A 25,897-nucleotide genomic window follows, 5' to 3' on the forward strand; every position below is an offset into this window, starting at 1 on the left:
AGAAAGACCATGGCTGCCACGACTGCTTCGGCGGGCGCCATACCCGCAGATCCCCCGATGGACAAGCGCAAGCTGATCGCCTTCTTTGCGATGGTGCTCGGCATGTTCATGTCCATCCTCGATATCCAGATCGTCTCGGCTTCGCTGTCGGAAATCCAGGCCGGTCTTTCTGCCGGTTCCGATGAGGTGGCCTGGGTGCAGACCTCCTACCTGATCGCGGAGGTCATCATGATCCCGCTGTCGGGCACCCTGGCCCGCATCCTGTCGACGCGTGTGCTGTTCACCATCTGTGCGGCGGGTTTCACCCTGTCGTCGGCGCTCTGCGCGACCGCGACGAACATCGAGCAGATGATCATCTACCGCGCGCTGCAGGGTTTTATCGGCGGCGGCATGATCCCCTCGGTGTTTGCCGCGGCCTTCACGATTTTCCCGCCGTCCAAGCGATCGGTCGTCTCGCCGATCATCGGCCTGATCGCGACGCTGGCGCCAACCATCGGCCCGACGGTCGGCGGCTATCTCAGCAATGCCTTCTCCTGGCACTGGCTGTTCCTGGTCAACATCGGGCCCGGCATTTTCGTGACCCTGATGGTCTGGACCTTCGTCGATTTCGACAAGCCGCAGCATGAACTGATGAAGCGTTTCGACTGGGCGGGACTTGCCTCCATGGCTGTTTTCCTCGGTTCTCTCGAATACGTGCTGGAAGAGGGCAACAGCAAGGACTGGTTCAGCGACGAGCGCATCGTCATCGGTGCCGTCGCCATGACGATCGGTGCCCTGGTGTTTTTCTGGCGCGCCTTCCGGGTCGATTTCCCCGTGGTCGATCTCAAGGCCTTCACCAATCGCAATTTCGCCTTCGGCTCGCTGTTCTCCTTCATCATGGGCGTCGGCCTCTACGGCCTCACCTATATCTATCCGCTCTATCTGGCCCGCATTCGCGGCTATGATGCGCTGATGATCGGCGAGACGATGTTCGTGTCCGGTCTGGCGATGTTCTTCACCGCGCCTGTGGCGGGCTTCCTGTCGAACAAGCTCGATCCCCGTGTGATGATGGCCATCGGCTTCTTCGGCTTCGCACTCGGCACCTATCTGGTGACGGGCATGACCGCGGACTGGGATTTCTACGAGCTCTTCGTGCCGCAGATCCTGCGTGGCTGCTCGCTGATGCTGTGCATGGTGCCGATCAACAATGTGGCGCTCGGCACCCTGCCGCCGCAGCGAATCCAGAACGCGTCCGGCCTTTACAACCTGACCCGTAACCTCGGCGGCGCCGTTGGCCTTGCAATCATCAACACCATGCTGACGCAGCGTGCCGACGAGCATTATGCGCGGCTGTCGGAACATGTGAACTACGGCAATCCGGCAGCGCTCGACTGGCTGAACAACGTCGCGGCGAACTACAATTCCTATGGTATCGACGGGACAAGTGCCGCGCTGAGCAAGCTCTCCGGCATGGTCAACCAGCAGGCGACGATCATGTCCTTCATCGATGTCTTCATGGCGCTGACCGTGCTGTTCTCCTCGCTGATTCTGCTCGTCATGCTGATTTCCAAGCCACGCGCCGCAGCTCCGGCCGGAGGTGGTCACTAACCCCTTCTCGCATCCCCCGCCAATCCACCGCCGAGAAGGGTTTGGGCCGTCGCGCAAGCGGCGGCCCACTTTTATTTCCGGCGTGTCGTGAATTTCTGATTTACGTACCTCAGAACTCGCGCTATGTCTCCCGGCGGAGGAGACATGAAGCCCACGGTCCATGATATTGCCGCGCATGCAGGCGTCAGCCTTGCAACCGTCGACCGGGTGTTGAACGGGCGCGCCGGCGTGCGCCCCGCGACACGGAAGAAGGTGGAGGCGGCGATCGAAGCGCTTGGTTTCGTCCGCGACGTGGCGGCCGCAAACCTCGCCAAGGGGCGTGTCTACAGTTTCGTCTTCATCCTGCCGGCCAACGACAATTCCTTCATGCAGGCGCTGCGGGCCGAGGTTCAGGCGGCAGCGGAGCGGGGGCGTCGCGAGCGAATGTCGCTTGTCATGCGCGACGTTCCGGCCTTCGACATCGCCGCCCTTGTCTTGGCCCTCGATGATGCAGGCCGCGACCGGCCGGACGGTGTCGCCTTTGTGGCCATCGACGCACCGGAGGTGCGTGCGGCGGCAGATCGCCTGGTCGAGCAGGGGATTGCGGTGGTGACGCTCGTCTCCGATCTCAGCGGCTCGCGGCGGGTCCATTTTGCCGGCATTGACAACATCGCTGCCGGCCGCACGGCGGGCACGCTGCTCGGTCGCTTTCTCGGTGGTCGCCCGGGGCCGGTGCTGCCGCTGGCCGGATCGCTGATGGTCCGTGACCACCGGGAGCGTCTGGAGGGCTTTGGTTCGGTGATGGCGGAGCGTTTTGCAGCACGTGCCATCCTGCCCGTGCTGGAAGGGCGTGATGATCCTGTAGAGACGGGACGGCTGGTGCAGGAGGCGCTGCTCGCGCATCCGGATCTCGCTGGCATCTACAGCGCCGGCGCCGGCAATCGTGGCCTCATTCGCGCCCTTCAGGCCGGTGGCAGCGGTGTGCGTCCCGTTGTCATTGTGCACGAACTGACCGGCGCGACGCGGGATGCGCTCGCGCAGGATCTGATCGACGGGGTTCTGAACCAGGATGCGGGCCATGAGGTGCGTAGCGCCATCCGCGTCTTGAAGGCCGAGACGGACCGCTCCGCCGTAGTGGCGGCGCAGGAACGCATTCGGATCGACATCTTCTTGAAGGACAATCTGCCCTGAACCACAGGGTCGTAAAGGAGGAAACCTGATGTATCTCGGTCTCGATCTCGGCACGTCCGGCGTCAAAGCCATGCTGATCGACGGCGACCAGCACGTCATCGGCTCGGCCACCGGCAGTCTCGATGTCTCGCGTCCTCATCCCGGCTGGTCCGAACAGGATCCGGCCCACTGGATCGCGGCGACGAAGGAGGCCGTGGCGGCGCTGAAAGCGGCGCATCCCGCAGCACTCGCCGCCGTGCGCGGCATCGGCCTTTCCGGCCACATGCATGGCGCCACCCTCATCGACGCGGACGACAAGGTTCTGCGTCCCTGCATCCTGTGGAACGACACACGTTCCTTCGCGGAAGCTGCAAGTCTCGATGCCGATCCCCGCTTCCGGGCGCTGACCGGCAATATCGTTTTCCCCGGCTTCACCGCGCCGAAACTCGTCTGGGTGAAGAACAACGAGCCTGACATCTTTGCCCGGGTTGCCAAGGTGCTGCTGCCCAAGGATTATCTCCGGCTCTGGCTGTCCGGCGAACACATCTCCGAAATGTCGGATTCGGCCGGCACCAGCTGGCTCGACACCGGCAAGCGTGCCTGGTCGTCCGAACTTCTTGCCGCGACCGACCTTCAGGAAGGCCAGATGCCGCGTCTGGTGGAAGGCACCGAGCAGGCCGGCACGCTACGGGCGGAACTGGCGGCAGCCTGGGGCATGCAGCCGGGCGTCGTGATTGCCGGCGGCGCCGGCGACAATGCGGCCTCCGCCTGCGGCATGGGCACGGTGGCGGAAGGCCAGGCCTTCGTATCGCTCGGCACGTCGGGCGTGCTGTTTGCTGCCAACGGCTCCTATCTGCCGAAGCCGGAAAGCGCGGTGCACGCCTTCTGCCACGCGCTGCCCGACACCTGGCACCAGATGGGTGTGATCCTGTCCGCCACCGATGCGCTGAACTGGCATGCGCGGGTGACGGGCCGTTCGGCTGGCGACCTTGCCGCCGAAGTGGGCGATCACCTGAAAGCGCCGACCGGCGTCACCTTCCTGCCTTATCTTTCCGGCGAGCGCACGCCGCACAATGATGCAAAGATCCGTGGCGCCTTCATCGGGCTCGGTCATGAAACCGGCCGGGCGGAGCTGACGCAGGCGGTGATGGAAGGCGTGACCTTTGCGATCCGCGACAGTCTGGAGGCCCTGAAATCGGCCGGCACCAGCATCGGCCGCGTTACCGCGATCGGCGGCGGCTCGCGCTCGCGCTACTGGCTGGCCTCGATTGCGACCGCGCTCGGTCTTCCCGTCGACATTCCGGCCGATGGCGATTTCGGCGCAGCCTTCGGCGCCGCCCGTCTCGGCCTGATCGCGGCGACCGGCGCCGATCCGCTTGCCGTCTGCACCGCGCCGAAAACGGCGGAGACGGTGGAGCCGGTCTTGGCGCTGACCTCGGCATACGACGAGGCCTATCACCGCTACCGGGCGCTCTATCCGGCGATCCGGGGGATTTGAGGGAGGCAGCCCCCCTCATCCGCCTGCCGGCACCTTCTCCCCGAGGGGAGAAGGGACAAGCGGCACGCGCTGGCCTTCCCCTCTCCCCTCGGGGAGAGGGCAGGGTGAGGGGGCCTCATCCGCACACTGTTCGAAGACATCAACCAAGGAGGACAACCCATGTCGACCGGCTTTTTCGGTGATATCCAGAAGATCAAGTATGAGGGCGAAGGCAGCACCAATCCGCTCGCCTTCCGCCATTACAACCCGGATGAAGTGGTGCTCGGCAAGCGGATGGAAGACCATTTGCGCTTTGCGATTGCCTACTGGCACACCTTCGTCTGGCCGGGCACCGATCCGTTCGGCGGCAATACCTTCGAGCGTCCGTGGTTCAAGGACACGATGGAGGCCGCCAAGCTGAAGGCCGACGTGGCCTTCGAATTCTTCCAGCTGCTCGGCACGCCCTATTACTGCTTCCATGATGCCGACGTGCGCCCGGAAGGCGCGACCTTCGCGGAAAACACGAAGAACCTCAACGAGATCGTCGATTACTTCGCCGAAAAGCAGGCGGCCACCGGTGTCAAGCTCCTGTGGGGCACGGCGAACATGTTCTCGCATCGCCGCTACATGTCGGGTGCCGCGACCAATCCGGATCCGGATGTGTTTGCCTTTGCCGCGGCGACCGTGAAGACCTGCATCGATGCGACGCAGCGTCTGGGCGGCGAGAACTACGTGCTGTGGGGCGGCCGCGAGGGCTACGAGACCCTGCTCAACACCGATCTCAAGAAGGAACTGGACCAGATGGGCCGCTTCCTGAACCTTGTCGTCGAATACAAGCACAAGATCGGTTTCAAGGGCGCGATCCTGATCGAGCCGAAGCCGCAGGAACCCTCGAAGCACCAGTATGACTATGATGTCGCGACCGTCTACGGCTTCCTGAAGAACTACGGCCTCGAGAAGGAAGTGAAGGTCAATATCGAGCAGGGCCATGCGATCCTGGCCGGCCATTCCTTCGAGCACGAACTGGCGCTTGCCAACACGCTTGGCATCTTCGGCTCGATCGACATGAACCGCAACGACTACCAGTCCGGTTGGGATACCGACCAGTTCCCGAACAACGTGCCGGAAATGGCGCTCGCCTATTATCAGGTTCTCGCCGGCGGCGGCTTCACCACGGGTGGCACCAATTTCGATGCCAAGCTGCGCCGCCAGTCGCTTGATCCGGAAGACCTGCTGATCGGCCATATCGGCGGCATGGATTGCTGCGCACGCGGTCTGAAGGCGGCGGCGAAGATGATCGAGGACAAGGCGCTGTCCGGCCCGCTGTCTGCCCGCTATGCCGGCTGGGACAAGGCCGAGAACCAGGCCATGCTGCGCGGCGAGGAAAGCCTCGATGCGATTGCCGCCCGCGTCGAAGCCCAGAATGTCAACCCGCAGCCGAAGTCCGGCAAGCAGGAACTGCTGGAGAACGTGGTCAACCGCTACGTCTGATGAAAGGCCGGTCGGGGTGGGGCCTGCCTCACCTCGACCGCATCGCCGAGGTGACCGAACCGCGCACGATCAGATCCGGCATGATGAGGATTTCCTGCGTGCCCTCGCCGGGTTCCGTCAGCTGTTTCAGGAGAAGCGCCATGGCCTGCCGGCCGATCGCCGAGCGCGGCTGGCGCACCGTCGTCAGCGGCGGGTGGAGATAGGTGGCCTGCGCCACATCGTCGAAGCCGATCACGGAAAAGTCGCGGGGCAGATCGTAGCCGCGCGCTGCAAGTCCGTTGATCACGCCGATGGCGGTCGCGTCGTTGACGCACATGAAGGCGCTCGGCAGCGTATCGCGCATGAACAACTGCTCGACGGCAAGCCGGCCGCTTTCGACGGAGCCTTCGCCCTCGATCACGATCCGCCGGTCCGGAGCGATCCGGGCGGCATCGAGCGCCAGATCATAGCCCTTGCGGCGGCGCACATGACCGAGTTTCGTGCGGGAATCGCCGATGAAGGCGATGGAACGGTGCCCGGAGGCGAGCAGATATTCCGCCGCCTTGCGCGCACCTGCCGTATCGTCCACGCCGACATAGGACACGCGCGCGCCAAAAACCGGCTCGAACACCGCGACGGTCGGCGGCAGCCGCTGGGTGAGTTCCTGGTGGCCGAACGGCTCGTGGCCGGTAAACAGCACGAGGCCTGCCGCCTGGTTGGAGTTGAGAAACTTCAGATAGTCGAGCCCCCGTTCGGGATCGTTCTGGGTATGGCCGATCAGCACGCCATAGCCATGGGCGCGCGCCTCGTTCTCGATGCCGATCAGGATCGGGGAAAAATTGGGGTCGCCGATATCAGGCGCCAGAACCAGGATCATGTTGGAACGGCCCATGCGCAGCGAGCGGGCCATGGCATTGGTGGTGTAGCCGGTAATGGCGATCGCCTGGTTCACGCGCTGTCGCGTCGATTTCGCCACCTTGTCCGGCGTGTGGATGGCGCGGCTGACGGTCGCGATCGAAACTTCCGCCAGGCGGGCAACGTCTTCGATCGTGGCGGGCGTTGCTGTGGACAAGGGTCGCAATCCGGTTTCGGCATCTCTGCGAATGGCTTGAAGCGATCCGGCCCGCGTCGCAACAGGCAAGTGCGGGACGGGCCGCATAATCCCCAATGATCGGATCATGTAAACCTTTACATCGGTCATGTAAAGGTTTACATACTGCTGCCATGCGGTTGAGGAGCCGCTGGGAGGAATGCATGACGACCACTGGGGAGGGGGCGCAGACGCCGGTGCTTTCGGCGGAGCGCGTGTCGAAGAGCTTTGGCGAGGTCCAGGTTCTGTTCAGCGTCGATTTCGACGTGATGCCCGGCGAGGTGCATGCGCTGGTCGGCGAAAACGGTGCTGGCAAGTCGACGCTGGTCAAGATCCTGTCCGGCTTCGAAAACCCGAGTTCCGGGCGGCTGTTGCTGGATGGCGAACCTGTCTCGCTGCCGGCCAATGGCGATGCGGAAGCCCTCGGCATTATCCTCATTCACCAGGAATTCAATCTTGCCGAACATCTGACGGTTGCCGAAAGCCTTTTTCTCGGCCGTGAGGTCACCCGCTTCGGCATTCTGGACCGCCGTTTCATGCGGGCGGAAACCCGCCGCATCCTCGACATGCTGGGTTCGCATGTGGACGAGAATGCGCTGATCAGCACGCTCGCGGTCGCCGACAAGCAGATGGTGGAAATCGCCAAGGCGATCAGCCGCGACGCGCGGGTGATCTTCATGGACGAGCCGACCGCCGTTCTCTCGCGTGAAGAGACGGACATCCTGTTCGATCAGGTGCGCAAGCTGCGCGCCGCCGGCACCAGCTTCGTCTTCGTGACCCACAAGCTGAACGAGGTGATGGAGCTCAGCGACCGCGTGACCGTGCTGCGCGACGGGCAGTGGATCAAGACGGCGCCGACGCGGCTGCTCGACAGCGATTCCATCGCGCAGCTGATGGTCGGACGCGAACTCTCCAGCCTCTACCCCGCCAAGCACGAACCGGACGTGGATGAGGATGTCGTGCTGTCCGTGCGCGCACTTTCCACCGCCTATGTGAAGGATGTGAGCTTCGAGTTGCGCAAGGGCGAGGTGCTGGGCTTTTCCGGTCTCATTGGCTCCGGCCGCACGGAGATCATGGAGGCGATCACCGGCCTGCGGCCGCGTCTTGCCGGCGAGGTGGTGGTGTATGGTGAGCCACTTGCCGCAGAGGGTTTCCGCGAGGCGGTGCGCCGCGGCCTCGCCTACATGACCAAGGACCGCAAGGGGCGCGGCCTTTTGCTCGACGAGGGCATGACGGCCAACCTGACGCTGCAGTCGCTGGAGCGGCATATGCGCTACGGCTATCTCGATCCGGCAAGCGAGCGCGAGGCGATGGCGCGCGCCAAGCGCCGCTTCGATATCCGCGTGCGCGATGACCGGGTGCGGGTGGGGCGCATGTCCGGCGGCAACCAGCAGAAGCTGATGCTGGCCAAGGTGATGGAGACGGGCCCGAAGATCATCATCATCGACGAGCCGACGCGCGGCATCGATGTCGGCACCAAGCAGCAGATCTATCATTTCATCGCGGCGCTTGCCCGCGATGGCTGCTCCGTCATCGTCGTCTCCTCGGAAATGCCGGAAGTGATCGGCCTGTGCACCCGCGTGGCTGTGATGCGCGAGGGCCATCTCGTCGGCATGCTGGAAGGCGACGACATCAACGAACAGACCATCATGCGCTATGCGGCCGGCCTGAAGAGGCAGGTCGCCGGCTGAGGCCGCGGGAGGACAGATTTGGCCATGAGCATCAATTCGGGCAGTGAAGGGGCCACCATCCGCCGGCGCAGCTGGCGCGATGTGGATCTGCGCGCGGTTGCACCCTTTGCGGCGCTGGCGCTGCTGATTGTGATCGGCGCGCTGGTCAATCCCAATTTCATCAGCATCACCAATCTCGCCAATGTGGCGACCCGCTCGGCCTTCATCGCGATCATTGCCGTCGGTGCCACCTTCGTCATTTCGTCCGGCGATCTCGATCTATCCGTCGGCTCGATGGTCGCCTTCGTCGCCAGCCTGATGATCCTGTTCATGAATTCGGGCGTGATCGCCGATCCGGGCCTGATGCTGGCCGCCGCCATGGTTCTGACGGTGGTGATCGGCTCGCTCTGCGGCCTTGCGAACGGCCTGATCACCACGGTCGGGCGCATCGAACCCTTCATCGCGACGCTCGGCACCATGGGCATCTATCGCGGCCTGACGACCTGGCTTTCGCAGGGCGGCGCCATCACGCTGCGCTCCTCCGAACTGCAGGGGCTCTATCGCCCGGCCTATTTCGGCTCGGTGTTCGGCCTGCCGGTACCGATCCTCGTCATCCTGATCGTCACCGCGATCGCCGCCTTCATCCTCTACCGCACCCGCTATGGCCGGCATGTCACGGCGGTCGGCTCCAGCCGCGACGTGGCGCGCTATTCGGGCATCGCCGTCAACCGCGTGCGCACCATCGCCTTCATCATCCAGGGGCTCTGCGTGGCGATTGCCGTGCTGCTCTACGTGCCGCGTCTCGGCTCCACCTCCGCCACCACCGGCATTCTGTGGGAGTTGCAGGCGATCACCGCCGTGGTGGTTGGCGGCACGGCGCTGAAAGGCGGCGCGGGGCGTGTGTGGGGCACCATCTGCGGCGCCTTCATCCTCGAACTGGTCGGCAACATCATGCTGCTCTCCAACTTCATCAGCGAATATCTGATCGGCGCGATCCAGGGCTCGATCATCATCATCGCCATGCTCGTGCAGCGCTCGCTCACGCGCAAGGCCTGATCGGGGTTCGGGCGTGTCATGGGGGCGCCCGGTTCCGTCTGCCTCAAGTCCCCGTCTTCTGGGAGGAAGAACATGCACAAGACAATTCTCGGCCTGGCGCTTGCTGTCGCGGCCATCGCCGGCGCGGCGCAGGCGGCCGATACGAAGACCATCGGCGTCTCCATTCCGGCGGCCGATCACGGCTGGACGGCGGGCGTCGTCTACCATGCCAACCGCGTGGCGCAGCTTCTGATGAAGGAGCATCCGGGCCTCAAGGTCATCGTCAAGACCTCGCCGGATCCGGCAACCCAGGCGAACGCGCTGCAGGATCTGGAGATTCAGGGCATTGATGCGCTTGTCATCCTGCCGACCGATCCGGACCCGCTGGTCAACGCCATCAAGGAGGTGAAGGGCAAGGGCAAGTTCGTCTCGATCGTCGATCGTGCCCCGTCCTCGAACGACACGTCCGTGCGCGATCTCTACGTTGCCGGCAACAATCCGGCGCTGGGTCAGGTGGCCGGCGAATACATCAGGAAGAACTCGCCGGAAGCGCAGGTCGTCGTCATCCGCGGTCTGCCGATCCCGATCGACCAGCAGCGTCAGGACGGGTTCGACAAGGCGATTGCCGGCTCCAAGGTGAAGGTCCTCGACCGCCAGTTCGGCAACTGGAATCGCGACGATGCCTTCAAGGTGATGCAGGATTTCCTCACCAAGTATCCGAAGATCGACGTGGTCTGGTGCCAGGATGACGACATGGCAGTTGGCGTGCTGCAGGCCATCGAACAGGCCAAGCGCACCGATATCAAGTATGTCATCGGCGGCGCCGGCTCCAAGGACATGATCAAGAAGGTCATGGATGGCGACAAGATGATCCCGGTCGACGTGCTCTATCCGCCGTCGATGGTGGGCACCGCCATGGAACTGACGGCGGCTGCCATCTACGACCAGATCCCGGTCCACGGCACCTACACGCTGGATGCGACGCTGGTGACCAAGGACAATGCGAAGAACTACTACTTCCCGGATTCGCCCTTCTGATCCGACGCTCTATCTCGACGACGACGCCTCGCCCGGATCCTGCCGGGCGGGGCGTCCCGATGCCGCCTTGCGTCTGCTCCTGGCTGCGGATGGCGAAATGACACAGCAATGTGCAGTTGTTTCCCGACACAAAGTCGGGTAGCCCTGACTGCAACGTTACAGGAATTCTCAGGGAGGAGACATTCATGAAGACGATCAAGGGTCCCGCCATCTTTCTCGGCCAGTTCGCGGGCGATGCCGCGCCGTTCAATTCCTGGGACGCGATCACCAGATGGGCGGCGGATAAGGGCTATGTCGGCGTGCAGGTGCCGACCTGGGCCGGACAGCTGTTCGATCTGAAGAAGGCGTCCGAATCCAAGGATTACTGCGAGGAGTTCGCCGGCGTCGCGCGTGAAAACGGTGTGGCGGTGACAGAGCTTTCCACCCATCTGCAGGGTCAGCTGGTGGCGGTGCATCCGGCCTATGACGAAGCCTTTGACGGTTTTGCGGCACCGGAAGTGCGCGGCAATCCCAAGGCACGTCAGGCCTGGGCGGTGGAGCAGGTGAAGATGGCGCTGAAGGCCTCGCGCCATCTCGGCATCAAGGCGCATGCCACTTTTTCCGGCGCACTCGCCTGGCCCTATATCTATCCCTGGCCGCAGCGCCCGGCGGGCCTTGTCGAAACCGCTTTCGATGAGCTGGCAAAGCGCTGGCAGCCGATCCTCGATTTCGCAGAGGAGCAGGGCGTGGATGTATGCTACGAGATCCATCCGGGCGAGGACCTGCATGACGGCGTGACCTTCGAGATGTTCCTGGAACGGGTGAAGAACCACCCGCGCGCCAACATGCTCTACGACCCTTCCCACTACGTACTGCAGTGCCTCGACTATCTCGATAACATCGACATCTACAAGGACCGCATCAAGATGTTCCACGTCAAGGATGCGGAGTTCAACCCGACCGGACGGCAGGGCGTCTATGGCGGCTATCAGGGCTGGGTCAACCGCGCCGGCCGCTTCCGCTCTCTGGGCGACGGCCAGGTGGATTTCGGCGCCGTCTTTTCGAAGCTCACGGCCAATGATTTCGACGGCTGGGCTGTGGTCGAATGGGAATGCGCGCTGAAGAATTCCGAGGATGGCGCGGCCGAAGGCGCCGAATTCGTCAAGGCGCACATCATCCGGGTGACGGAAAAGGCTTTTGACGATTTCGCCGCCGGCGGCACGGATGAGGCTGCCAACCGGCGGATGCTGGGATTGTAACGACGACAAAGACCCCGCCCCCAACCCCTCCCCACAAGGGGGAGGGGCTTAACCCGGCCGCTGTCAGTGCGATTGGCGGAGACGGTGCCGCCTGATCTCTCCCCCCTTGTGGGGGAGATGGCGGCAGCCAGAGGGGGAATTTGCGCACATATATCGAGGAGGAGACATTTCATGACCATTGAAGCAAGCAAATCCGAACAGCGTGCGCCCAAAATCCGTCTCGGCATGGTGGGCGGCGGGCAGGGCGCCTTTATCGGGGCTGTGCATCGCATGGCGGCCCGGCTGGACGACCATTACGATCTGGTGGCGGGCGCCCTGTCATCCACGCCGGAAAAGGCGCTCGCATCGGCACGCGATCTGGGGCTTGATCCCTCCCGCTCCTACGGCTCCTTCGCGGAAATGGCGGAAAAGGAAGCGGCACGTCCTGATGGCATCGAGGCCGTCTCCATCGTCACGCCGAACCATGTGCATTTTGCCGCCGCCAAGGCGTTTCTGGAACGCGGCATCCACGTGATCTGCGACAAGCCGCTGACGTCCAACCTGGAGGATGCCAGGGCGCTGAAGGCCGTGGCGGACAGGGCGGATGCGCTGTTCATCCTCACCCACAATTACACCGGCTATCCGATGGTGCGCCACGCCCGCGAACTGGTGCAGGCGGGCGAGCTGGGCGAGATCCGGCTGGTGCAGATGGAATATCCGCAGGACTGGCTGGCCGAGCCGGTGGAGCAGACCGGAGCCAAGCAGGCGGTCTGGCGTACGGACCCCGCGCAATCCGGTGCCGGCGGCTCGACGGGCGACATCGGCACGCATGCCTATAATCTCGGCTCGTTCATCTCGGGTCTTGAACTGGATGAACTGGCCGCCGACGTCCACACCTTCGTGGAAGGCCGCCGGCTGGATGACAATGCGCATGTGATGCTGCGGTTTAAAGGCGGTGCGAAGGGTCTGCTCTGGTGCAGCCAGGTGGCGACCGGCAACGAGAATGGCCTGAAGGTGCGCATCTACGGCACCAAGGCCGGCATCGAGTGGACGCAGGCCGATCCGAACTATCTGTGGTTCACGCGGCTCGGTGAGCCGAAGCAGCTGATCACCCGCGCTGGCGCCGGGGCAGGGGCGGCCGCAGCCCGCGTCACCCGCATTCCGAGCGGCCATCCGGAAGGCTATCTCGAAGCCTTTGCGACGATCTATTCGGAAGCCGCCGCCGCCATCATCGCTGCCCGCTCCGGCGCATCCGTCGATCCTGCCGTCACCTATCCGACGGTCGATGACGGAGTGAAAGGTGTCGCCTTCGTCAGCGCCATCATTGAAAGCGGCAAGGCGAATGGTGCCTGGGTGAAGGTGTAACCGCATCCGGCGGCGCATCGTTTGCAGGCCATCGTATCAGGTTCCGACTGTGGTCTGTTGACATTCTTCCCTCTCCCCGAATGCGGGGAGAGGCTCAAAGAGCGGGCCGAAGCGAGGCCCGTTCACAGCGCCCGACCTCCGAAAAATGTTCCCTTCCTGCAACGTTGCAGGTTTTATGGCGGCTCTGTCTTTCCGCTTATCTGCGATTGTTCTAAATCCTGCGTTGAATTTTTTAAGTGGGCGGCGCCTGGCGTCGCAGCGCATGATCGAAGGGACGCCAGATGATCGACCCCAAAACCCTTGCCGACCGCTTTCCGGGCGATTTCCTGTTCGGTGTCGCGACCGCCGCGTTCCAGATCGAGGGCGCTTCCAAGGCCGATGGGCGCAAGCCCTCGATCTGGGATGCCTTTTCCAACATGCCGGGCCGCGTCTTCGGGCGGCACAATGGCGATGTCGCCTGCGATCACTACAACCGGCTGGATGAGGATCTCGATCTCATCAAGGAGATGGGCGTCGAAGGCTATCGCTTCTCCATCGCCTGGCCGCGCATCATTCCGGAAGGGGTGGGTCGTATCAACGAGCCGGGGCTCGATTTCTACGACCGTCTGGTCGATGGCTGCAAGGCGCGTGGCATCAAGACCTTTGCCACCCTCTACCATTGGGATCTGCCGCTTTCGCTGATGGGCGATGGCGGCTGGACGGCACGGTCCACCGCCCATGCCTTCCAGCGCTATGCCAAGGTGGTGATGGAGCGGCTGGGCGATCGGCTGGATGCGGTTGCCACCTTCAACGAGCCCTGGTGCTCGGTCTGGCTCAGCCACCTTTACGGCGTGCATGCGCCGGGCGAGCGCAACATGGAGGCCGCCCTGCATGCCATGCATTACACCAACCTGGCGCATGGTCTGGCCGTCGAGGCGATCCGCGATGCGGCGCCCACGGTGCCGGTCGGCCTGGTGCTGAATGCGCATGCCGTCATTCCCGGTTCCGACAGTGTCGCCGACCGGGCCGCGGCCGAGCGGGCCTTTGATTTCCATAACGGCGCCTTCTTCGAGCCTGTCTTCAGGGGCCAGTATCCGGAAAGCCTGCTTGCGGCGCTCGGCGACCGGATGCCGGCGGTGGAAGAGGGCGATCTGGCTGTGATCAGCCAGAAGCTCGACTGGTGGGGCCTCAATTACTACACGCCGATGCGCGTCTGCGACGATCCGGCCGAGGAGGCCGAGTTTCCGGCAACGCTGCCCGCGCCCTTCGTCAATCCGGAAAAGACCGATATCGGCTGGGAAATCTATCCTGCCGCCATGGGCGATCTGGTCGCCGATCTCTATCGTCGCTTCGACCTGCCGGACATGTACATCACCGAAAACGGCGCCTGCTACAACATGGACGTGGTGGATGGCGCCGTCGATGACCAGCCGCGCCTCGATTACTATGCGCAACACCTGTCCGTTTCAGCCGATCTGGTGCGCGACGGCTATCCGCTCAAGGGCTATTTCGCCTGGAGCCTGATGGACAATTTCGAATGGGCGGAAGGTTATCGCATGCGCTTCGGCCTCGTGCATGTGGATTATGACACCCAGGTGCGCACCATCAAGAAGAGCGGCCTCTGGTATCGCGCGCTGGCGGGGCAGTTTCCGAGGGGCAACCATAAACCCACGTAAAGACGGCAGCGACGCTATGGAATGTTAGCAATCCTGCGATAGGTCTGTTGCGAAGGCGAAAGGAGCGAGCGCAATGGTTTGTGCAGGGTGTCGGGACGGCCAGGCATTTGATATTCCCTTTTCGATGGCCTTCCAGCCGATTGTCGATGTGAATGCCCGGCGGGTCTTTGCGCAGGAAGCGCTGGTGCGCGGCCCCAGCGGCGAGGGGGCCGGCAGCATTCTCTCGCAGGTCACCGATGCCAACCGCTATGCCTTCGACCAGCAATGCCGCGTGCGCGCCATCGAGATGGCGGCGCGGCTGTTTGCCCCGGGCAGCGCGGAAAGCCTCTCCATCAACTTCATGCCGAATGCCGTCTACGAGCCGCGCGCCTGCATTCGCCTTACCCTGGAGACGGCGGAAAAAGTCGGTTTTCCCGCCGATCGCATCATCTTCGAATTCACCGAAAGCGAACGCATCGATACCGATCATCTGCTGAACATCCTCGGCACCTATCGCGCCATCGGCTTTCGCACTGCCATCGACGATTTCGGGGCCGGCCATGCGGGGCTCAACCTTCTTGCCCGCTTCCAGCCGGATATCGTCAAGCTCGACATGGATCTGATCCGCGAGATCGACCGGGAACCCGCCAAGCGGGTGGTGGTGCGCCATACGCTGGCCATGCTTGATGATTTCGGCATCAAGGCAGTCTGCGAGGGTGTCGAAACTGCGGGCGAACTGGCGGTGCTGCGGGATCTCGGCGTGACGCTGGTCCAGGGCTATGCGCTTGCCCGACCGGCCTTCGAAGCCTTGGCCGTGCCGGTCCTTGCGGACCGTTAACCGCGGTTGCCATTTCCGGGGCCGGCCGGTGGTTACTTTTCCGTGCCCTCTTGTACGGGATCTCAGGCTCTTTATCTAGACGCGGCCAACCGGGTTCCAGCGTCCTGATCCTCCCTTCGGACGCGCCCTCCACGACTAGTCTGAAAGTGAAGAGATCATGCTTCTCGAAAAGCTCAACTGGCGTTACGCCACCAAGAAGATGGATCCGTCCAAGACCGTGTCCGAAGACAAGGTCGAACGCATCGTCGAGGCCGCGCGTCTGGCGCCCACCTCCAGCGGCCTGCAGCCGTTCGAAGTCATCGTCGTCACCAACAAGGACGTGCTGGCGAAGATCCGCGAGGTTGCCTGGAACCAGGCGCAGATCACCGACGGCTCGCACCTGCTCGTCTTCGCCGCCTGGGACAACTACACGGCCGAGCGCATCAACACGATGTTCGACCTCGTCAACCAGGAGCGCAACTTCACCAATGAAGGCTGGGAAAACTACCGCCAGATGCTGCTCAACACCTATCCGGCCCGCGATGCCCAGGTGAATTACGACCATGCCGCCCGCCAGGCTTACATCGGCTTTGGCATGTCCATTGCCCAGGCGGCCTTCGAAGGCGTCGATGCGACCCCGATGGAAGGTTTCGATCCGGCCAAGGTGGACGAGATCCTCGGCCTTCGCGAGCGCGGCCTGCGCTCCGTCACGCTGCTGCCGCTCGGCTATCGCCAGCCGGATGGTGACTGGCTGGTCAACCTGAAGAAGGTCCGCCGCCCGACCGAAGACTTCGTGACCACCGTCAAGTGATGGTCTGAGGTGCTGCGCGGCAGCCGGCCCTGGATGACGTCGGTGCCTCGGTGATCAACGCCAACTATGCGCTGGAAGCGGGCCTTGATCCCTCCAGGGATCCGATGGCCCGCGAAGGCGAGAAGTCGTGCTATATCGATGTCATCGCCGTTCGCGCCGCCGACAAGGAGGCGCCCTGGGTCACCCTGGGGCAAGACGCTCGTGGAAGCCTGTCACAGCGTGTCTGTGAAGGATTTCGTTGCCACCAAGTTCAACGGCGCCGTTATCGCCGCATGGTAAAATGCGTTTCTCGACTGTAAAGTCTGGCTCTTCTCCTGCGGGAGAGGAGCCTTTTTCTTTTACATGCTCGGATTTTTTCTGCGTTCTTAATCAAAAGTAAACAGTTGACCGGCAGTGTGCGGACTCTTGCCAGGGCTGACACATGCGGTTCGTGCCGACCAACTTGAAACATTCCGCTGCAAAGGTCGATCGCCGTTCAGCGGTCCGCTCCATGCTGCTGATCTTCGCAGCCGTGGTGATCGCGGTCACCGGCATGGTCTTCACCGCGCTGGACCGGGTGGGGCAATATGCCAATCACCTCGACGAGGAGCGCTCGCGCGAGGCCGTCAGCGGTGCGGTTCGCACCTTCGAGGACCAGCTGGCCGCAACCCTGCATGATTATGCCGCCTGGGATGATGCCGCCGAACGCCTCTACCGCCAGAAGGATATCGACTGGGTCGTTCGCAACTTCGGCAACATGACGCGCAAGAGCGAACTTTTCGACGTTGCCATCATCATGGATCCGTCGGGCCGGATCATCACCGCGCATGCGGAGGGAGAGCCGATTTCCTCCGGCGTCGAAGGATACGTTACCCAGGATGTCTGGTACCTTCTGAACCGGATCCGCAATGGCGAAGCCGATTTCTATCCGGAACTGTCCGGCTTCACCCAGACAGGCAGCGGTACGGCCGCCTTTGGGGTGGCGCTGGTGCGGATGCGCTCCGAGGAGCGGATCGTCGCGGGTGATGAGCGGCGCTATGTGCTGCTGATGCGGCATCTGAAGGAGAGCACGCTGCAGCGTCTCTCCAGCGCCTATGTTCTGCCGGGCCTTCGGCTCGAGGCGCCGGAGGAGGGCAAGACCCATCGCCTGGAGATCACCTCTCCCACCGGACGCGGTGTTGCGGAACTCGCCTGGATGCCGCGCCAGCCGGGAGATATCAGCTTGGCCCAGGTGCGCCCGCTCGTCTGGTGTGCGGTCGCCATGGTCGCCATCTATTTCCTGTTGCTCTTTGTCAGCGGCAGCCAGGCGCTGGCGCGCCTTGCCGCGGATGAGGCCGCTGCTATCCGTTTGTCGCTCACCGACCGGCTGAGCGGGCTCATCAACCGCGCCGGCCTGTTCCTCCGGCTGTCCGACATGGTGGAAACCGCTCGGCAAAGCGGGGAAGATGTAGCGCTTCTCTATCTTGACCTTGATGGCTTCAAGGAGGTCAATGATGCCTATGGCCATGCGACGGGCGACCAGCTGATCCGCAGTGTATCGGCCGGTCTTTCGGTGCTGGTGGGCAAGGAAGCCGCCCTTGCACGTCTTGGCGGCGATGAATTTGCCATCGGTTTCATCGGGCGCGAGGCGGCCGACAGCGCTAACATTCTGGCCCGGCGCATTCAGGTGTTCCTTGGAGAACCCCTGTCGATCGGTGAGCGCGTCGCCATTATCGGTTGTAGCATCGGCATTGCCTTTTCCGAACGGGGCACAGCCTCCGGCGAGGAAATTCTGCGCCGGGCGGACATGGCCATGTACCGCGCCAAGGAAGAAGGGCGCGGACGCTGCTGTGTCTACGATCCTGCCATGGATGCCGAGCGCGAGGAGCGCAACCAGCTGGAAATCGATCTGCGCCGTGCCATCGAGCAGAACGAGATCATGGTTGCCTTCCAGCCGGTGGTCGATGCGCAGCACCTGAAACTGCGTGGCGTGGAGGCGCTGGCGCGCTGGACCCGGGCGGGCCATGGGCCCGTGAGGCCGGACATTTTCATTCCCGTGGCGGAGCGCAGCGGACTGATCGACCAGCTCGGCCTGTGCGTGCTGCGCACCGCCTGCGAGGCGCTCGTTCGTTGGCCGCATCTGACGCTGTCGGTCAATATCTCGCCCGGCCAGTTCCGCGATCCCTCCTTTGTCGGGCGTGTGGCCGACCTGTTGCGGGACACGGGCACCGAGCCTTCGCGTGTCACGCTCGAGATGACGGAGACCTATTTCATCCAGAACCCCGCCCGTGCCCGGGAAACGCTCGACCGGCTGAAGGCGATCGGGGTGAAGATTGCACTGGATGATTTCGGAGCGGGTTTTTCGAGCGTCGGCTATCTGCGCCAGTTCGGCTTCGACCGCATGAAGATCGATCGTTCGCTGGTGTCTGCCGCTGACGCGGGCGGTCGGGCGGTCGACATGCTGCAGGCGACCGTCGCACTTGCCCGTTCGCTCGACATCCCCGTGACCGCCGAAGGGATCGAATCCGCCGATCAGGCCACGGCTCTCAGGATCGCCGGATGCGACCAGTTGCAGGGCTACCTGTTCGGCAAGCCCATGCCGGCCTGCGAGATCGACATCCTGAACGGCGAAGAGCCGCTGGCGCGGCTTTCCAGCATGGCCTGAGGCTCAAGTACCGCTTCCAGTGGCATGCCGGGGCGCGGGGTCAGCTGCCGAGGTGTGTTTCGCCGCGCTTGCGGGCAAGTTCGATCTGCCGCTGACGCTGGCGGTAACGTTCGCGGTCTTCCTCGCTTCGCTTGTCGAAGCAGTGCGGGCAGGACACGCCCTCCTCGAACTCAGGTGAGGCGCGATCTTCCACCGTCAGAGGCTCGCGGCAGGCATGGCAGAGCTTGTGATCGCCTTCCTTCAGACCATGGGTGACGGAGACGCGCTCATCGAACACGAAGCAGGCGCCTTCCCAGAGGCTTTCCTCCTGCGGCACCTCTTCCAGATATTTCAGAATGCCGCCTTTCAGGTGATAGACCTCGTCAAAACCCTGCTCCTTCATGAAGGCGGTTGCCTTCTCGCAGCGGATGCCGCCGGTGCAGTACATGGCGATCTTCGGCTTGTTGTGCAGGCCGCTGTTGTTCTTCACCCAGTCCGGAAACTCGCGGAAGGTCTTGGTCTTGGGATCGACGGCGCCCTTGAAGATGCCGATCGCCGTCTCGTAATCGTTGCGCGTGTCGATGACGATGGTATCCGGATCGGTAATCAGCGCGTTCCAGTCCTTCGGATCGACATAGGTGCCGACGATGCGGTTCGGATCGATATCCTCGACGCCCATCGTGACGATTTCCTTCTTAAGGCGCACCTTCATGCGCAGGAAGGGCATCCTGGAGGCTCGGCTTTCCTTGTGCTCCAGATGCGTGAATTCCGGCTGCGCGCGCAGAAAGGCGAGCACTTTGGCAATGCCCTCATCGGGCCCGGCAATCGTGCCGTTGATGCCTTCGCGGGCCAGCAGCAGGGTGCCCTTCACACCGTTTTCCTCGCACAGCGCCTGCAGCGGCGCGCGCACGGACTGATAGCGGTCGAACCGGGCAAAATGATAGAGCGCGGCCACGAGGAAGGAGCCGGATGCGGGGCCGGCGGCGTTTTCGGATCTGTCGGTCATACCCCGCGAAATACTGCCTCCGCCGGCCGGACGCAACGGATTTCGGCGCTTTCACCGCACTTTGACCTTTGTCAAATCCGGCAGCATCCCTGTGGATTGGCTGCACCCGCCAAGGAAAGGCCCCTCCGCGCGCAAGCGGAAGGGCCGATGTCGAATGGCAGCGTACTTGTGTCAGGTGGCACGAGCGGTGCGATAGGAGGTCGCCTGACCGTCGAGGGTGAACTGCACCATCAGGTCGCGCAGGCGGGCGGCTTCGGCGGCAAGCGCTGCCGAGGCGGCACTCGTCTCTTCCACCATGGCGGCGTTCTTCTGCGTGCTCTGGTCCATGTGGTTGACGGCGGTGTTGATCTCGGAAAGGCCGGTCGACTGTTCGCGGGCCGCCGTCGCAATCGAGGTGATGTGCTGGTTGATCGCGACGATCAGCTGGCCGATGCCGGTCAGCGCCGTGCCGGTGTTGGAGACGAGCTCAACGCCCGCTTCCACCTCGTTGGTCGAGTTCTGGATCAGCGCCTTGATCTCGCGCGCCGCATTGGCGGAGCGCTGGGCCAGTTCGCGCACTTCCTGTGCGACGACGGCAAAGCCCTTGCCGGCATCGCCGGCGCGCGCCGCTTCCACGCCGGCGTTCAGCGCCAGAAGATTGGTCTGGAAGGCAATGTCATCGATCACGCCGATGATGTTGGAGATCTGCGAGGCGCTGCTTTCAATGCGGCTCATCGCTTCGACGGCCTCGGCCACAACCTGCCCGGATTTAACGGCGCTGTCATTGGCCTGGGTCGCGACGCGGCGTGCTTCTTCCGTCAGGCGCAGCGAGGCGGTCACATTGGTAGTGATCTGATCGAGGGCGGCTGCGGTTTCCTCCAGCGATGCGGCCTGCTGTTCGGTGCGACGCGACAGGTCGTTGGTGTTTTCCGCGATGTCACGGGTGCCGCCGTCGATGTTCATGGCGGCGTCCACCACCACCGTCAGCGTCTGGCGCAGCTGGCGCACGGCAGCGTTGAAGTTGTCGCGCAGTTCCTCGTATTCGGCGGCAAACCGGTCGTTGATCTGTACCGTGAGGTCGCCGAGTGACAGCGCCTTCAGACCCGCGGCGAGTGCACCATTCGCCTGCATCATCGCTTCGACGCGCACCCGGTCGGCGTCCTGCTTGGCGCGGCGTTCCGCTTCCAGAAGGTCGCGATTGGCATCGGCATCCTTCTGCAGGCTTGCCGCTTGCGCTACGCTGTCCTTGAAATACTGCACCGCGCGCGACATCTCGCCGATCTCGTCCTCGCGGTCCTGATTGGGAACCGGCGTGTCAAGCGCGCCGGACGAGAGGCGGTTCATCACGCCGGACAGCGACACCAGCGGCTGGGTGATTGACCGCATCAGGAAGAACAGCGCGAGCGCCGAGGCGAGAAGCGTGAGGCCCGCGATCGCGCCAAGCCCGGTCAGCGACTGCCAGGTGTTGCGCAGGATCGACTGCGTATCGAAGACCAGCACCATGGTGCCGATGTTCATCTCCTTGCCCTCTTCGGTGTGCATCAGCGGCACCACGGAGAAGCGCAGGTTGCTGCCGTCATCCTTCGCTTTCCCGGTCGCACCGGCCGTTGTGCCGGCGGTCACGGCGGACGCTTCGCCGGAGGTGTAGAAGGGCTTGCCGGTGCCATCGAGGACGATTGCGGCGCGGAAATCCGGATCGGCGCCGGCCGGATCGAAGGTATCGCGCGCCAGCCCCTTGTCGAACTGCCACATGGCGGTGGAGGCGCCGGACGTGGTCATGGACGTGGTGAGGCTCACCTTGTGGTCGAACATCTCCTGGGTCGACTGGGCCTGCGACCAGCCGGAATAGAGGCTGAGGGCAACGGAACCGGCCAGGATGAGGGCAAGCGACGGCAGCATCACCTGCATGCGAATGGATTTGCTCTTGAACATGATCAAAGTCCTGAAATCGGGAAAGGGGCTGTCGTGAGCGGAAAGGAGCGGCCGCGGATCATTTCTGCGGATCGAACCAGTAACGGGCGTCCATCGCGAGGATGTCCTCCGGCAGGTTCGGGTTCGGGATCTTGAGGATGGTGCGCGTCTTCAGGTCCCCCTTGTCGAAGGCGAGCCGAATGTCCGGATTGGCCTGAAAAACCTTGTCGAAGGAGCCGTCCTTCCAGGCCTGCTCCAGGCCGCGCATCAGGTCGTCGCGCAGGTCCGGGCGGGACTTGGACACATAGAAGATCGAGGCGGAGGGATATTGCAGCACCAGCGTCTTTTCGACCGCCAGCCCCGGCACGTCGGCCACCTGCTTGGCCTGTTCGTTCAGCGCCTCGTTGACGCCGCGGGCAAAATAGTCGCCGCGGCGACCCATCGTCATGCGGTAGAGGTTTTTCTGAGGGCCGGTGCGCACGGTGAGGCCCGATTTGCGCATCACGTCCACATCCGCCCAGCCGGTGCCCTGCAGCGCGATGAAGGCCTTCAGGTTTTCCAGCGTCTTGACGCGGCTGAATTCGGCCTGCCGTGCGCCATCGATCAGAAACAGGCGGTAGCCGCCGAGGCCGCGATCGATGGGAAAGGGCACGGAGAGAAGCTTGGCGGAGACGGCCTTGGCCGCATTGACCCAGGCTATGTCGATCTGCGCGCCATTGGCGATCGCATCCACCATGCCGGCATTGGAGCTGTAGCCGGTCGGCGAGGGTTTGAGCACGTAGGGCTTGCCGGATTTCTCGATGGCGAGCTGAAGGACCTGGTAACCCAGGGTCTTTTCCTTGCCGCCAGCCGAATTGTAGTAGATGTCCAGCGTGTCGGCGGCTTGAGCGCTGTTGACAAGGCAGCTGGCGGCCAGCGCGATTGCGCAAAGAAGGCTGTGCTTCAACACTGGTACTCTCCCCTGAAACGATGGGGCAAAGCTCACCCAGCCTGCTTAACATTGGTTGAAGGACAGAGTGTCAGATTCTGTGTGAGGCCTCTTAGCTGCCCAGCTGTCGGGCAGCCTTGCGCCACAGCAGGCGCACGATGTCCGCCTCGCGCTCGGCGTCGTCCGCAAACACGCTCTCCGAAAGCGCGAGCGCTTCCGCACGCACCGCCTGCTGCCGGGTGATGATCGCGCCGATCAGCAGGGCGAGCGTATTGCTGTCGCCGAACAGGTCGGGTCTTTCATTGACCGCCTGCGTCAGTACGCTCAGGTCATGTTCGTGCCCGAGTGCGTCCACCAGCCGCTTGGTCTCGCGCCGGCGCGCCTGCAGCGCGGTCGGCCAGAGGTCTTCCAAAAGCGTCAGATGCATCCACGCAACCTGTCCGCATTTGCGCAGGTCGTGAAAAGCTTCCGCAGCCGGTTCCTCGCGGCAGACGTCAAGCGCGCGTCGTGCCTTGATGCCCTGCTTGCGCCATGCTCTGGCGACGCGCTTTGCAGCGCGTGCATTGCCCTCTGGCAGATCGAGCGTGTCAAGCGCTGCGATGGCGGCATTGCAGGTGGTGATGGCCGCCTCGATCCGGGCCGGCAAATCCATTTCGGAGGCGGCGATGCGGTCGCGCCGCTCAACGAGAGCCCGCGAGGCAAATCCGAGGGCAACAAATTCTTCCGCCGAAACGGCAAGGCCTGCAAGATAATCCACTGTCTCCACCAGCGCTGTGGCATCGCGCACCGCCGAAAGGCTGCGGGCCATGTCGCGGATTCGCGCATTTTCTGCCTGCCGGAAGGATTTTGCATCGGGTTCGATCAGCCGATAGAGGGCCCGCAGCCGCTTGAAGCGCTTGCGGGCAGCGTGCACCGCCGCATGCGGACCATCCGGCTGTTCTTCCAGCACGTTGATCGTCTTCAGCAGTTGCTCCCCCGCCACCCGTCGAAACTCATCGAGAAAGGGCTCAGACGGTCTGATGCGAAAGGCCATGCATCTGCTCCACGCTGATGGTCTCGGTCGCCATGACCATGTTGGAGAAGCGCCGGTCGCCCGTCACCTCCCGACCGATCCAGACGGGAAGCGGCGGGCTTTGATCCGGACTCTCAAGCTCCACCTCGGCCAGGATCAGTCCCTGATAGGCGCCGCTAAACTCGTCCACCTCCCAGGTGAAACCAGCATGGGGAATGAAATGGCGGGTCTTCTCGATCACGATGCCGATGGCCGAGACGATCAGTTCCTCGGCATCGCCAACCGAGATCTCGTATTCGTACTCGTCGCGCGCCAGAAGGTGGCGGCCAACCTTGATGGTGAGTCTGGCCTTGGAGACGCCCGGCCCTTCCATCAGCCGGACACGGACGCTGCGATCCTCGCCGATCGCCACGTAGCCCTGCCGGAAGCGCAGGCGTGAGGTTGCCATGCGTCGCCAGTCCTCCGATCTCACCAGAAACTTGCGCTCGATTTCCTTGGCCATCCGCATCCCGCATGCGTGTTGTGGACTGTAAACTATGTCAAAGGCTTACAAAGGACCAGAGGCCATCATGCGATGTCGGCTGGTTTTCACTCGACACTCATTCCCGTGCGCGTTATGTCAGCCAAGGAGTTTTCAATCGGTTCAATCCGTTCTGAGCGGGAGTTTGATGATGAGTGCCAAGACCGAGACCCTGCTGTCCATCCTGAAGCTGCAACCGGTCGTGCCGGTGCTGATCGTCGAGGACGTGGCCTCTGCCGTGCCGCTGGCGCGCGCGCTGGTGGCGGGCGGTCTGAAGGCGATCGAGATCACGCTGCGCACGCCGGCCGCCCTCGATGCCGTCAAGGCGGTTGCCGCCGAGGTGGAAGGCGCCCATGTCGGTGCCGGCACCATTCTCAACGCCCGCGACTTTGAAGCCGCTGTCAAGGCGGGGTCCACCTTCATCGTCAGTCCGGGCGTCGCGCCGGGCGTTCTCGCTGCCGCCAGGGATTCCGCTGTTCCGCTTCTGCCGGGTGCCGCCACCGCCAGCGAAGTGATGACGCTGCGCGAAGCCGGCTATGACGTGCTGAAGTTCTTCCCGGCCGAGCAGGCCGGCGGTGCGGCCTATCTCAAGGCGCTCTCCTCGCCGCTCGCCGGCACCGTCTTCTGCCCGACGGGCGGCATTTCGCTGAAGAATGCGAACGACTATCTCTCGCTGCCGAACGTCGTCTGCGTGGGCGGGTCCTGGGTGGCCCCGAAGGATCTGGTGGCCGCCGGCGACTGGGCCGGCATCACGAAACTGGCATCGGAAGCCGCAGCGCTGAAGGCCTGACCGGCTTTGTAATTCGCCTTGGCCTCCCTATCTGTCTCCCTGACCACAACAGGGAGACAGTGCATGTTCGACGCCAAGAAGCTTCTTGACCAGTTCCTGGGATCGCAGATCCCCGGCCTGTCCGGAGGATCGGTCAAGGATCGCGCCGGGCAGATGGGTGATCTGGCCCGCAACAATCCTCTGAAGACGGGTGCGCTCGCCGCCGCCATCCTCGGCACCAAGACTGGCCGCAAGCTGGCGGGCAATGTGGCCACACTCGGCGGCATCGCCGCCATTGCCGGCCTCGGCTATCTCGCCTACCGGAACTATCAGTCGGGTGCGAAGCCGCAGGGCCTGCCGCAGGATCCGGCCTCGCTGCAGCCGCCGGCCGAGTCGCCCTTTCATCCGCAATCGGCCACCCTCAGCAATGATTTCGCCCTGACGCTGCTGCGCGCCATGATTGCGGCTGCCAAGGCCGATGGCCATATCGACGCCTTCGAGCGGCAGGCCATCATGCAGAAGGTGCATGCGGTGGACCTCGGCGCCGAGGCGGAAGCCTTTTTGGCGCGCGAGCTTGCCGATCCGGTCGATCTCGACGCGCTGGTGGCGGCCGGCCGCACGGAAGAGCAGCGGGTGGAGATCTACACGGCCTCGCGGCTTGCCATCGATCCCGATACGCGGGCCGAGCGCGGCTATCTGGACATGCTGGCCGGTCGGTTGCGGCTTCCCGATGCGCTGGTCGACCATATCGAGGCGACCGTATCGTCCGCAAAGATTTCCCTCTGAGAGAATCGGCGGCGGTGCGACAAG

General features: G+C 63.5%; 22 protein-coding genes. 16 read left to right on the plus strand and 6 right to left on the minus strand.

The annotated features are described in order from the left end of the window. The first annotated feature begins 9 nt into the window (after positions 1–9). From F3H95_RS05680 to xylA, 4 genes are all read left to right on the plus strand, one after another. The gene (locus F3H95_RS05680) at positions 10–1,587 is read left to right on the plus strand and encodes a DHA2 family efflux MFS transporter permease subunit (protein ID WP_149745233.1); all 1,578 of its coding nucleotides are present in this window, start codon (positions 10–12) and stop codon (positions 1,585–1,587) included. Between the two features lie 144 nt (positions 1,588–1,731). Next, on the plus strand, positions 1,732–2,757 hold the full coding sequence (locus F3H95_RS05685) for a LacI family DNA-binding transcriptional regulator (RefSeq protein WP_149745234.1): 1,026 nt from the start codon (positions 1,732–1,734) through the stop codon (positions 2,755–2,757). A gap of 28 nt (positions 2,758–2,785) precedes the next feature. Beyond that, positions 2,786–4,234 carry a xylulokinase gene (xylB, locus tag F3H95_RS05690; RefSeq protein WP_149745235.1) on the plus strand — a complete coding sequence of 483 codons (1,449 nt, stop codon included), beginning with the start codon at positions 2,786–2,788 and terminating at the stop codon, positions 4,232–4,234. A 159-nt stretch (positions 4,235–4,393) separates the two neighbouring features. Further along, the gene (gene xylA, locus F3H95_RS05695) at positions 4,394–5,704 is read left to right on the plus strand and encodes a xylose isomerase (protein WP_149745236.1); all 1,311 of its coding nucleotides are present in this window, start codon (positions 4,394–4,396) and stop codon (positions 5,702–5,704) included. A gap of 28 nt (positions 5,705–5,732) precedes the next feature. Here xylA and F3H95_RS05700 read toward each other — a convergent pair whose 3' ends face one another. Then, positions 5,733–6,755 (minus strand): LacI family DNA-binding transcriptional regulator, encoded by a 1,023-nt coding sequence (locus tag F3H95_RS05700; protein ID WP_149745237.1) that lies wholly within the window; start codon positions 6,753–6,755, stop codon positions 5,733–5,735. 182 nt (positions 6,756–6,937) lie between these two features. On the opposite strand from F3H95_RS05700, the gene F3H95_RS05705 reads away from it, so the two are divergent. The 10 genes from F3H95_RS05705 to F3H95_RS05750 all read left to right on the plus strand — a co-directional run bounded on the left by F3H95_RS05705 (position 6,938) and on the right by F3H95_RS05750 (position 18,983). Then, the gene (locus F3H95_RS05705; protein ID WP_149745238.1) at positions 6,938–8,464 is read left to right on the plus strand and encodes a sugar ABC transporter ATP-binding protein; all 1,527 of its coding nucleotides are present in this window, start codon (positions 6,938–6,940) and stop codon (positions 8,462–8,464) included. Positions 8,465–8,488: 24 nt separating this feature from the next. Then, positions 8,489–9,499, plus strand: coding sequence for an ABC transporter permease (locus F3H95_RS05710; protein WP_143125194.1), 1,011 nt, complete (start codon positions 8,489–8,491; stop codon positions 9,497–9,499). A 72-nt stretch (positions 9,500–9,571) separates the two neighbouring features. Continuing rightward, positions 9,572–10,516, plus strand: coding sequence for a substrate-binding domain-containing protein (locus F3H95_RS05715; protein WP_143125195.1), 945 nt, complete (start codon positions 9,572–9,574; stop codon positions 10,514–10,516). A 185-nt stretch (positions 10,517–10,701) separates the two neighbouring features. Further along, on the plus strand, positions 10,702–11,754 hold the full coding sequence (locus F3H95_RS05720) for a sugar phosphate isomerase/epimerase (protein WP_149745239.1): 1,053 nt from the start codon (positions 10,702–10,704) through the stop codon (positions 11,752–11,754). 171 nt (positions 11,755–11,925) lie between these two features. Then, a complete protein-coding gene (locus F3H95_RS05725) occupies positions 11,926–13,098 on the plus strand; it encodes a Gfo/Idh/MocA family oxidoreductase (protein WP_149745240.1) in 1,173 nt (390 codons plus the stop codon). Positions 13,099–13,379: 281 nt separating this feature from the next. Next, a complete protein-coding gene (locus F3H95_RS05730) occupies positions 13,380–14,753 on the plus strand; it encodes a GH1 family beta-glucosidase (RefSeq protein WP_149745241.1) in 1,374 nt (457 codons plus the stop codon). Positions 14,754–14,877: 124 nt separating this feature from the next. Then, positions 14,878–15,570: an EAL domain-containing protein gene (locus F3H95_RS05735; RefSeq protein ID WP_244617898.1), complete on the plus strand. Its 693-nt coding sequence runs from the start codon at positions 14,878–14,880 to the stop codon at positions 15,568–15,570. 157 nt (positions 15,571–15,727) lie between these two features. Further along, positions 15,728–16,360, plus strand: a complete 633-nt coding sequence (locus F3H95_RS05740; RefSeq protein ID WP_149745243.1) for an NAD(P)H-dependent oxidoreductase — start codon at positions 15,728–15,730, stop codon at positions 16,358–16,360. Positions 16,361–16,410: 50 nt separating this feature from the next. Further along, complete coding sequence (locus F3H95_RS05745; RefSeq protein WP_244617899.1) at positions 16,411–16,659, plus strand: MetQ/NlpA family ABC transporter substrate-binding protein; 249 nt, start codon at positions 16,411–16,413, stop codon at positions 16,657–16,659. Positions 16,660–16,850: 191 nt separating this feature from the next. Next, positions 16,851–18,983, plus strand: coding sequence for an EAL domain-containing protein (locus tag F3H95_RS05750; protein ID WP_244617900.1), 2,133 nt, complete (start codon positions 16,851–16,853; stop codon positions 18,981–18,983). Positions 18,984–19,023: 40 nt separating this feature from the next. Here the strand turns inward: F3H95_RS05750 and F3H95_RS05755 are convergent, their stop codons facing one another. The 5 genes from F3H95_RS05755 to F3H95_RS05775 all read right to left on the minus strand — a co-directional run bounded on the left by F3H95_RS05755 (position 19,024) and on the right by F3H95_RS05775 (position 24,300). Next, positions 19,024–19,968 (minus strand): rhodanese-related sulfurtransferase, encoded by a 945-nt coding sequence (locus F3H95_RS05755; RefSeq protein ID WP_149745245.1) that lies wholly within the window; start codon positions 19,966–19,968, stop codon positions 19,024–19,026. A gap of 171 nt (positions 19,969–20,139) precedes the next feature. Next, the gene (locus tag F3H95_RS05760) at positions 20,140–21,879 is read right to left on the minus strand and encodes a HAMP domain-containing methyl-accepting chemotaxis protein (RefSeq protein WP_149745246.1); all 1,740 of its coding nucleotides are present in this window, start codon (positions 21,877–21,879) and stop codon (positions 20,140–20,142) included. A gap of 58 nt (positions 21,880–21,937) precedes the next feature. After that, positions 21,938–22,807: a hypothetical protein gene (locus F3H95_RS05765; RefSeq protein ID WP_149745247.1), complete on the minus strand. Its 870-nt coding sequence runs from the start codon at positions 22,805–22,807 to the stop codon at positions 21,938–21,940. A gap of 91 nt (positions 22,808–22,898) precedes the next feature. After that, a complete protein-coding gene (locus tag F3H95_RS05770; RefSeq protein WP_149745248.1) occupies positions 22,899–23,819 on the minus strand; it encodes a CHAD domain-containing protein in 921 nt (306 codons plus the stop codon). Next, the gene (locus F3H95_RS05775; protein ID WP_149745249.1) at positions 23,794–24,300 is read right to left on the minus strand and encodes a CYTH domain-containing protein; all 507 of its coding nucleotides are present in this window, start codon (positions 24,298–24,300) and stop codon (positions 23,794–23,796) included. Before F3H95_RS05775 ends, F3H95_RS05770 begins: the two co-directional genes overlap by 26 nt. Before the next feature lie 169 nt (positions 24,301–24,469). On the opposite strand from F3H95_RS05775, the gene F3H95_RS05780 reads away from it, so the two are divergent. Both F3H95_RS05780 and F3H95_RS05785 read left to right on the plus strand, forming a co-directional pair. Continuing rightward, the gene (locus F3H95_RS05780; protein WP_149745250.1) at positions 24,470–25,108 is read left to right on the plus strand and encodes a 2-dehydro-3-deoxy-phosphogluconate aldolase; all 639 of its coding nucleotides are present in this window, start codon (positions 24,470–24,472) and stop codon (positions 25,106–25,108) included. 63 nt (positions 25,109–25,171) lie between these two features. Continuing rightward, the gene (locus tag F3H95_RS05785; protein WP_143125208.1) at positions 25,172–25,873 is read left to right on the plus strand and encodes a tellurite resistance TerB family protein; all 702 of its coding nucleotides are present in this window, start codon (positions 25,172–25,174) and stop codon (positions 25,871–25,873) included. Positions 25,874–25,897 lie beyond the last annotated feature (24 nt).

This window comes from Rhizobium sp. RU35A (assembly GCF_900156005.1).
GTDB lineage: Bacteria > Pseudomonadota > Alphaproteobacteria > Rhizobiales > Rhizobiaceae > Neorhizobium > Neorhizobium straminoryzae.

What these genes read in the sequence shown, in the direction of transcription:
- F3H95_RS05680 (WP_149745233.1), top strand. Translation starts at nt 10, where the DNA reads ATGGCTGCCACGACTGCTTCGGCGGGCGCCATACCCGCAGATCCCCCG.
- F3H95_RS05685 (WP_149745234.1), top strand. Translation starts at nt 1,732, where the DNA reads ATGAAGCCCACGGTCCATGATATTGCCGCGCATGCAGGCGTCAGCCTT.
- xylB (WP_149745235.1), top strand. Translation starts at nt 2,786, where the DNA reads ATGTATCTCGGTCTCGATCTCGGCACGTCCGGCGTCAAAGCCATGCTG.
- xylA (WP_149745236.1), top strand. Translation starts at nt 4,394, where the DNA reads ATGTCGACCGGCTTTTTCGGTGATATCCAGAAGATCAAGTATGAGGGC.
- F3H95_RS05705 (WP_149745238.1), top strand. Translation starts at nt 6,938, where the DNA reads ATGACGACCACTGGGGAGGGGGCGCAGACGCCGGTGCTTTCGGCGGAG.
- F3H95_RS05710 (WP_143125194.1), top strand. Translation starts at nt 8,489, where the DNA reads ATGAGCATCAATTCGGGCAGTGAAGGGGCCACCATCCGCCGGCGCAGC.
- F3H95_RS05715 (WP_143125195.1), top strand. Translation starts at nt 9,572, where the DNA reads ATGCACAAGACAATTCTCGGCCTGGCGCTTGCTGTCGCGGCCATCGCC.
- F3H95_RS05720 (WP_149745239.1), top strand. Translation starts at nt 10,702, where the DNA reads ATGAAGACGATCAAGGGTCCCGCCATCTTTCTCGGCCAGTTCGCGGGC.
- F3H95_RS05725 (WP_149745240.1), top strand. Translation starts at nt 11,926, where the DNA reads ATGACCATTGAAGCAAGCAAATCCGAACAGCGTGCGCCCAAAATCCGT.
- F3H95_RS05730 (WP_149745241.1), top strand. Translation starts at nt 13,380, where the DNA reads ATGATCGACCCCAAAACCCTTGCCGACCGCTTTCCGGGCGATTTCCTG.
- F3H95_RS05735 (WP_244617898.1), top strand. Translation starts at nt 14,878, where the DNA reads ATGGCCTTCCAGCCGATTGTCGATGTGAATGCCCGGCGGGTCTTTGCG.
- F3H95_RS05740 (WP_149745243.1), top strand. Translation starts at nt 15,728, where the DNA reads ATGCTTCTCGAAAAGCTCAACTGGCGTTACGCCACCAAGAAGATGGAT.
- F3H95_RS05750 (WP_244617900.1), top strand. Translation starts at nt 16,851, where the DNA reads ATGCTGCTGATCTTCGCAGCCGTGGTGATCGCGGTCACCGGCATGGTC.
- F3H95_RS05755 (WP_149745245.1), bottom strand. Translation starts at nt 19,968, where the DNA reads ATGACCGACAGATCCGAAAACGCCGCCGGCCCCGCATCCGGCTCCTTC.
- F3H95_RS05760 (WP_149745246.1), bottom strand. Translation starts at nt 21,879, where the DNA reads ATGTTCAAGAGCAAATCCATTCGCATGCAGGTGATGCTGCCGTCGCTT.
- F3H95_RS05770 (WP_149745248.1), bottom strand. Translation starts at nt 23,819, where the DNA reads ATGGCCTTTCGCATCAGACCGTCTGAGCCCTTTCTCGATGAGTTTCGA.
- F3H95_RS05775 (WP_149745249.1), bottom strand. Translation starts at nt 24,300, where the DNA reads ATGGCCAAGGAAATCGAGCGCAAGTTTCTGGTGAGATCGGAGGACTGG.
- F3H95_RS05780 (WP_149745250.1), top strand. Translation starts at nt 24,470, where the DNA reads ATGAGTGCCAAGACCGAGACCCTGCTGTCCATCCTGAAGCTGCAACCG.
- F3H95_RS05785 (WP_143125208.1), top strand. Translation starts at nt 25,172, where the DNA reads ATGTTCGACGCCAAGAAGCTTCTTGACCAGTTCCTGGGATCGCAGATC.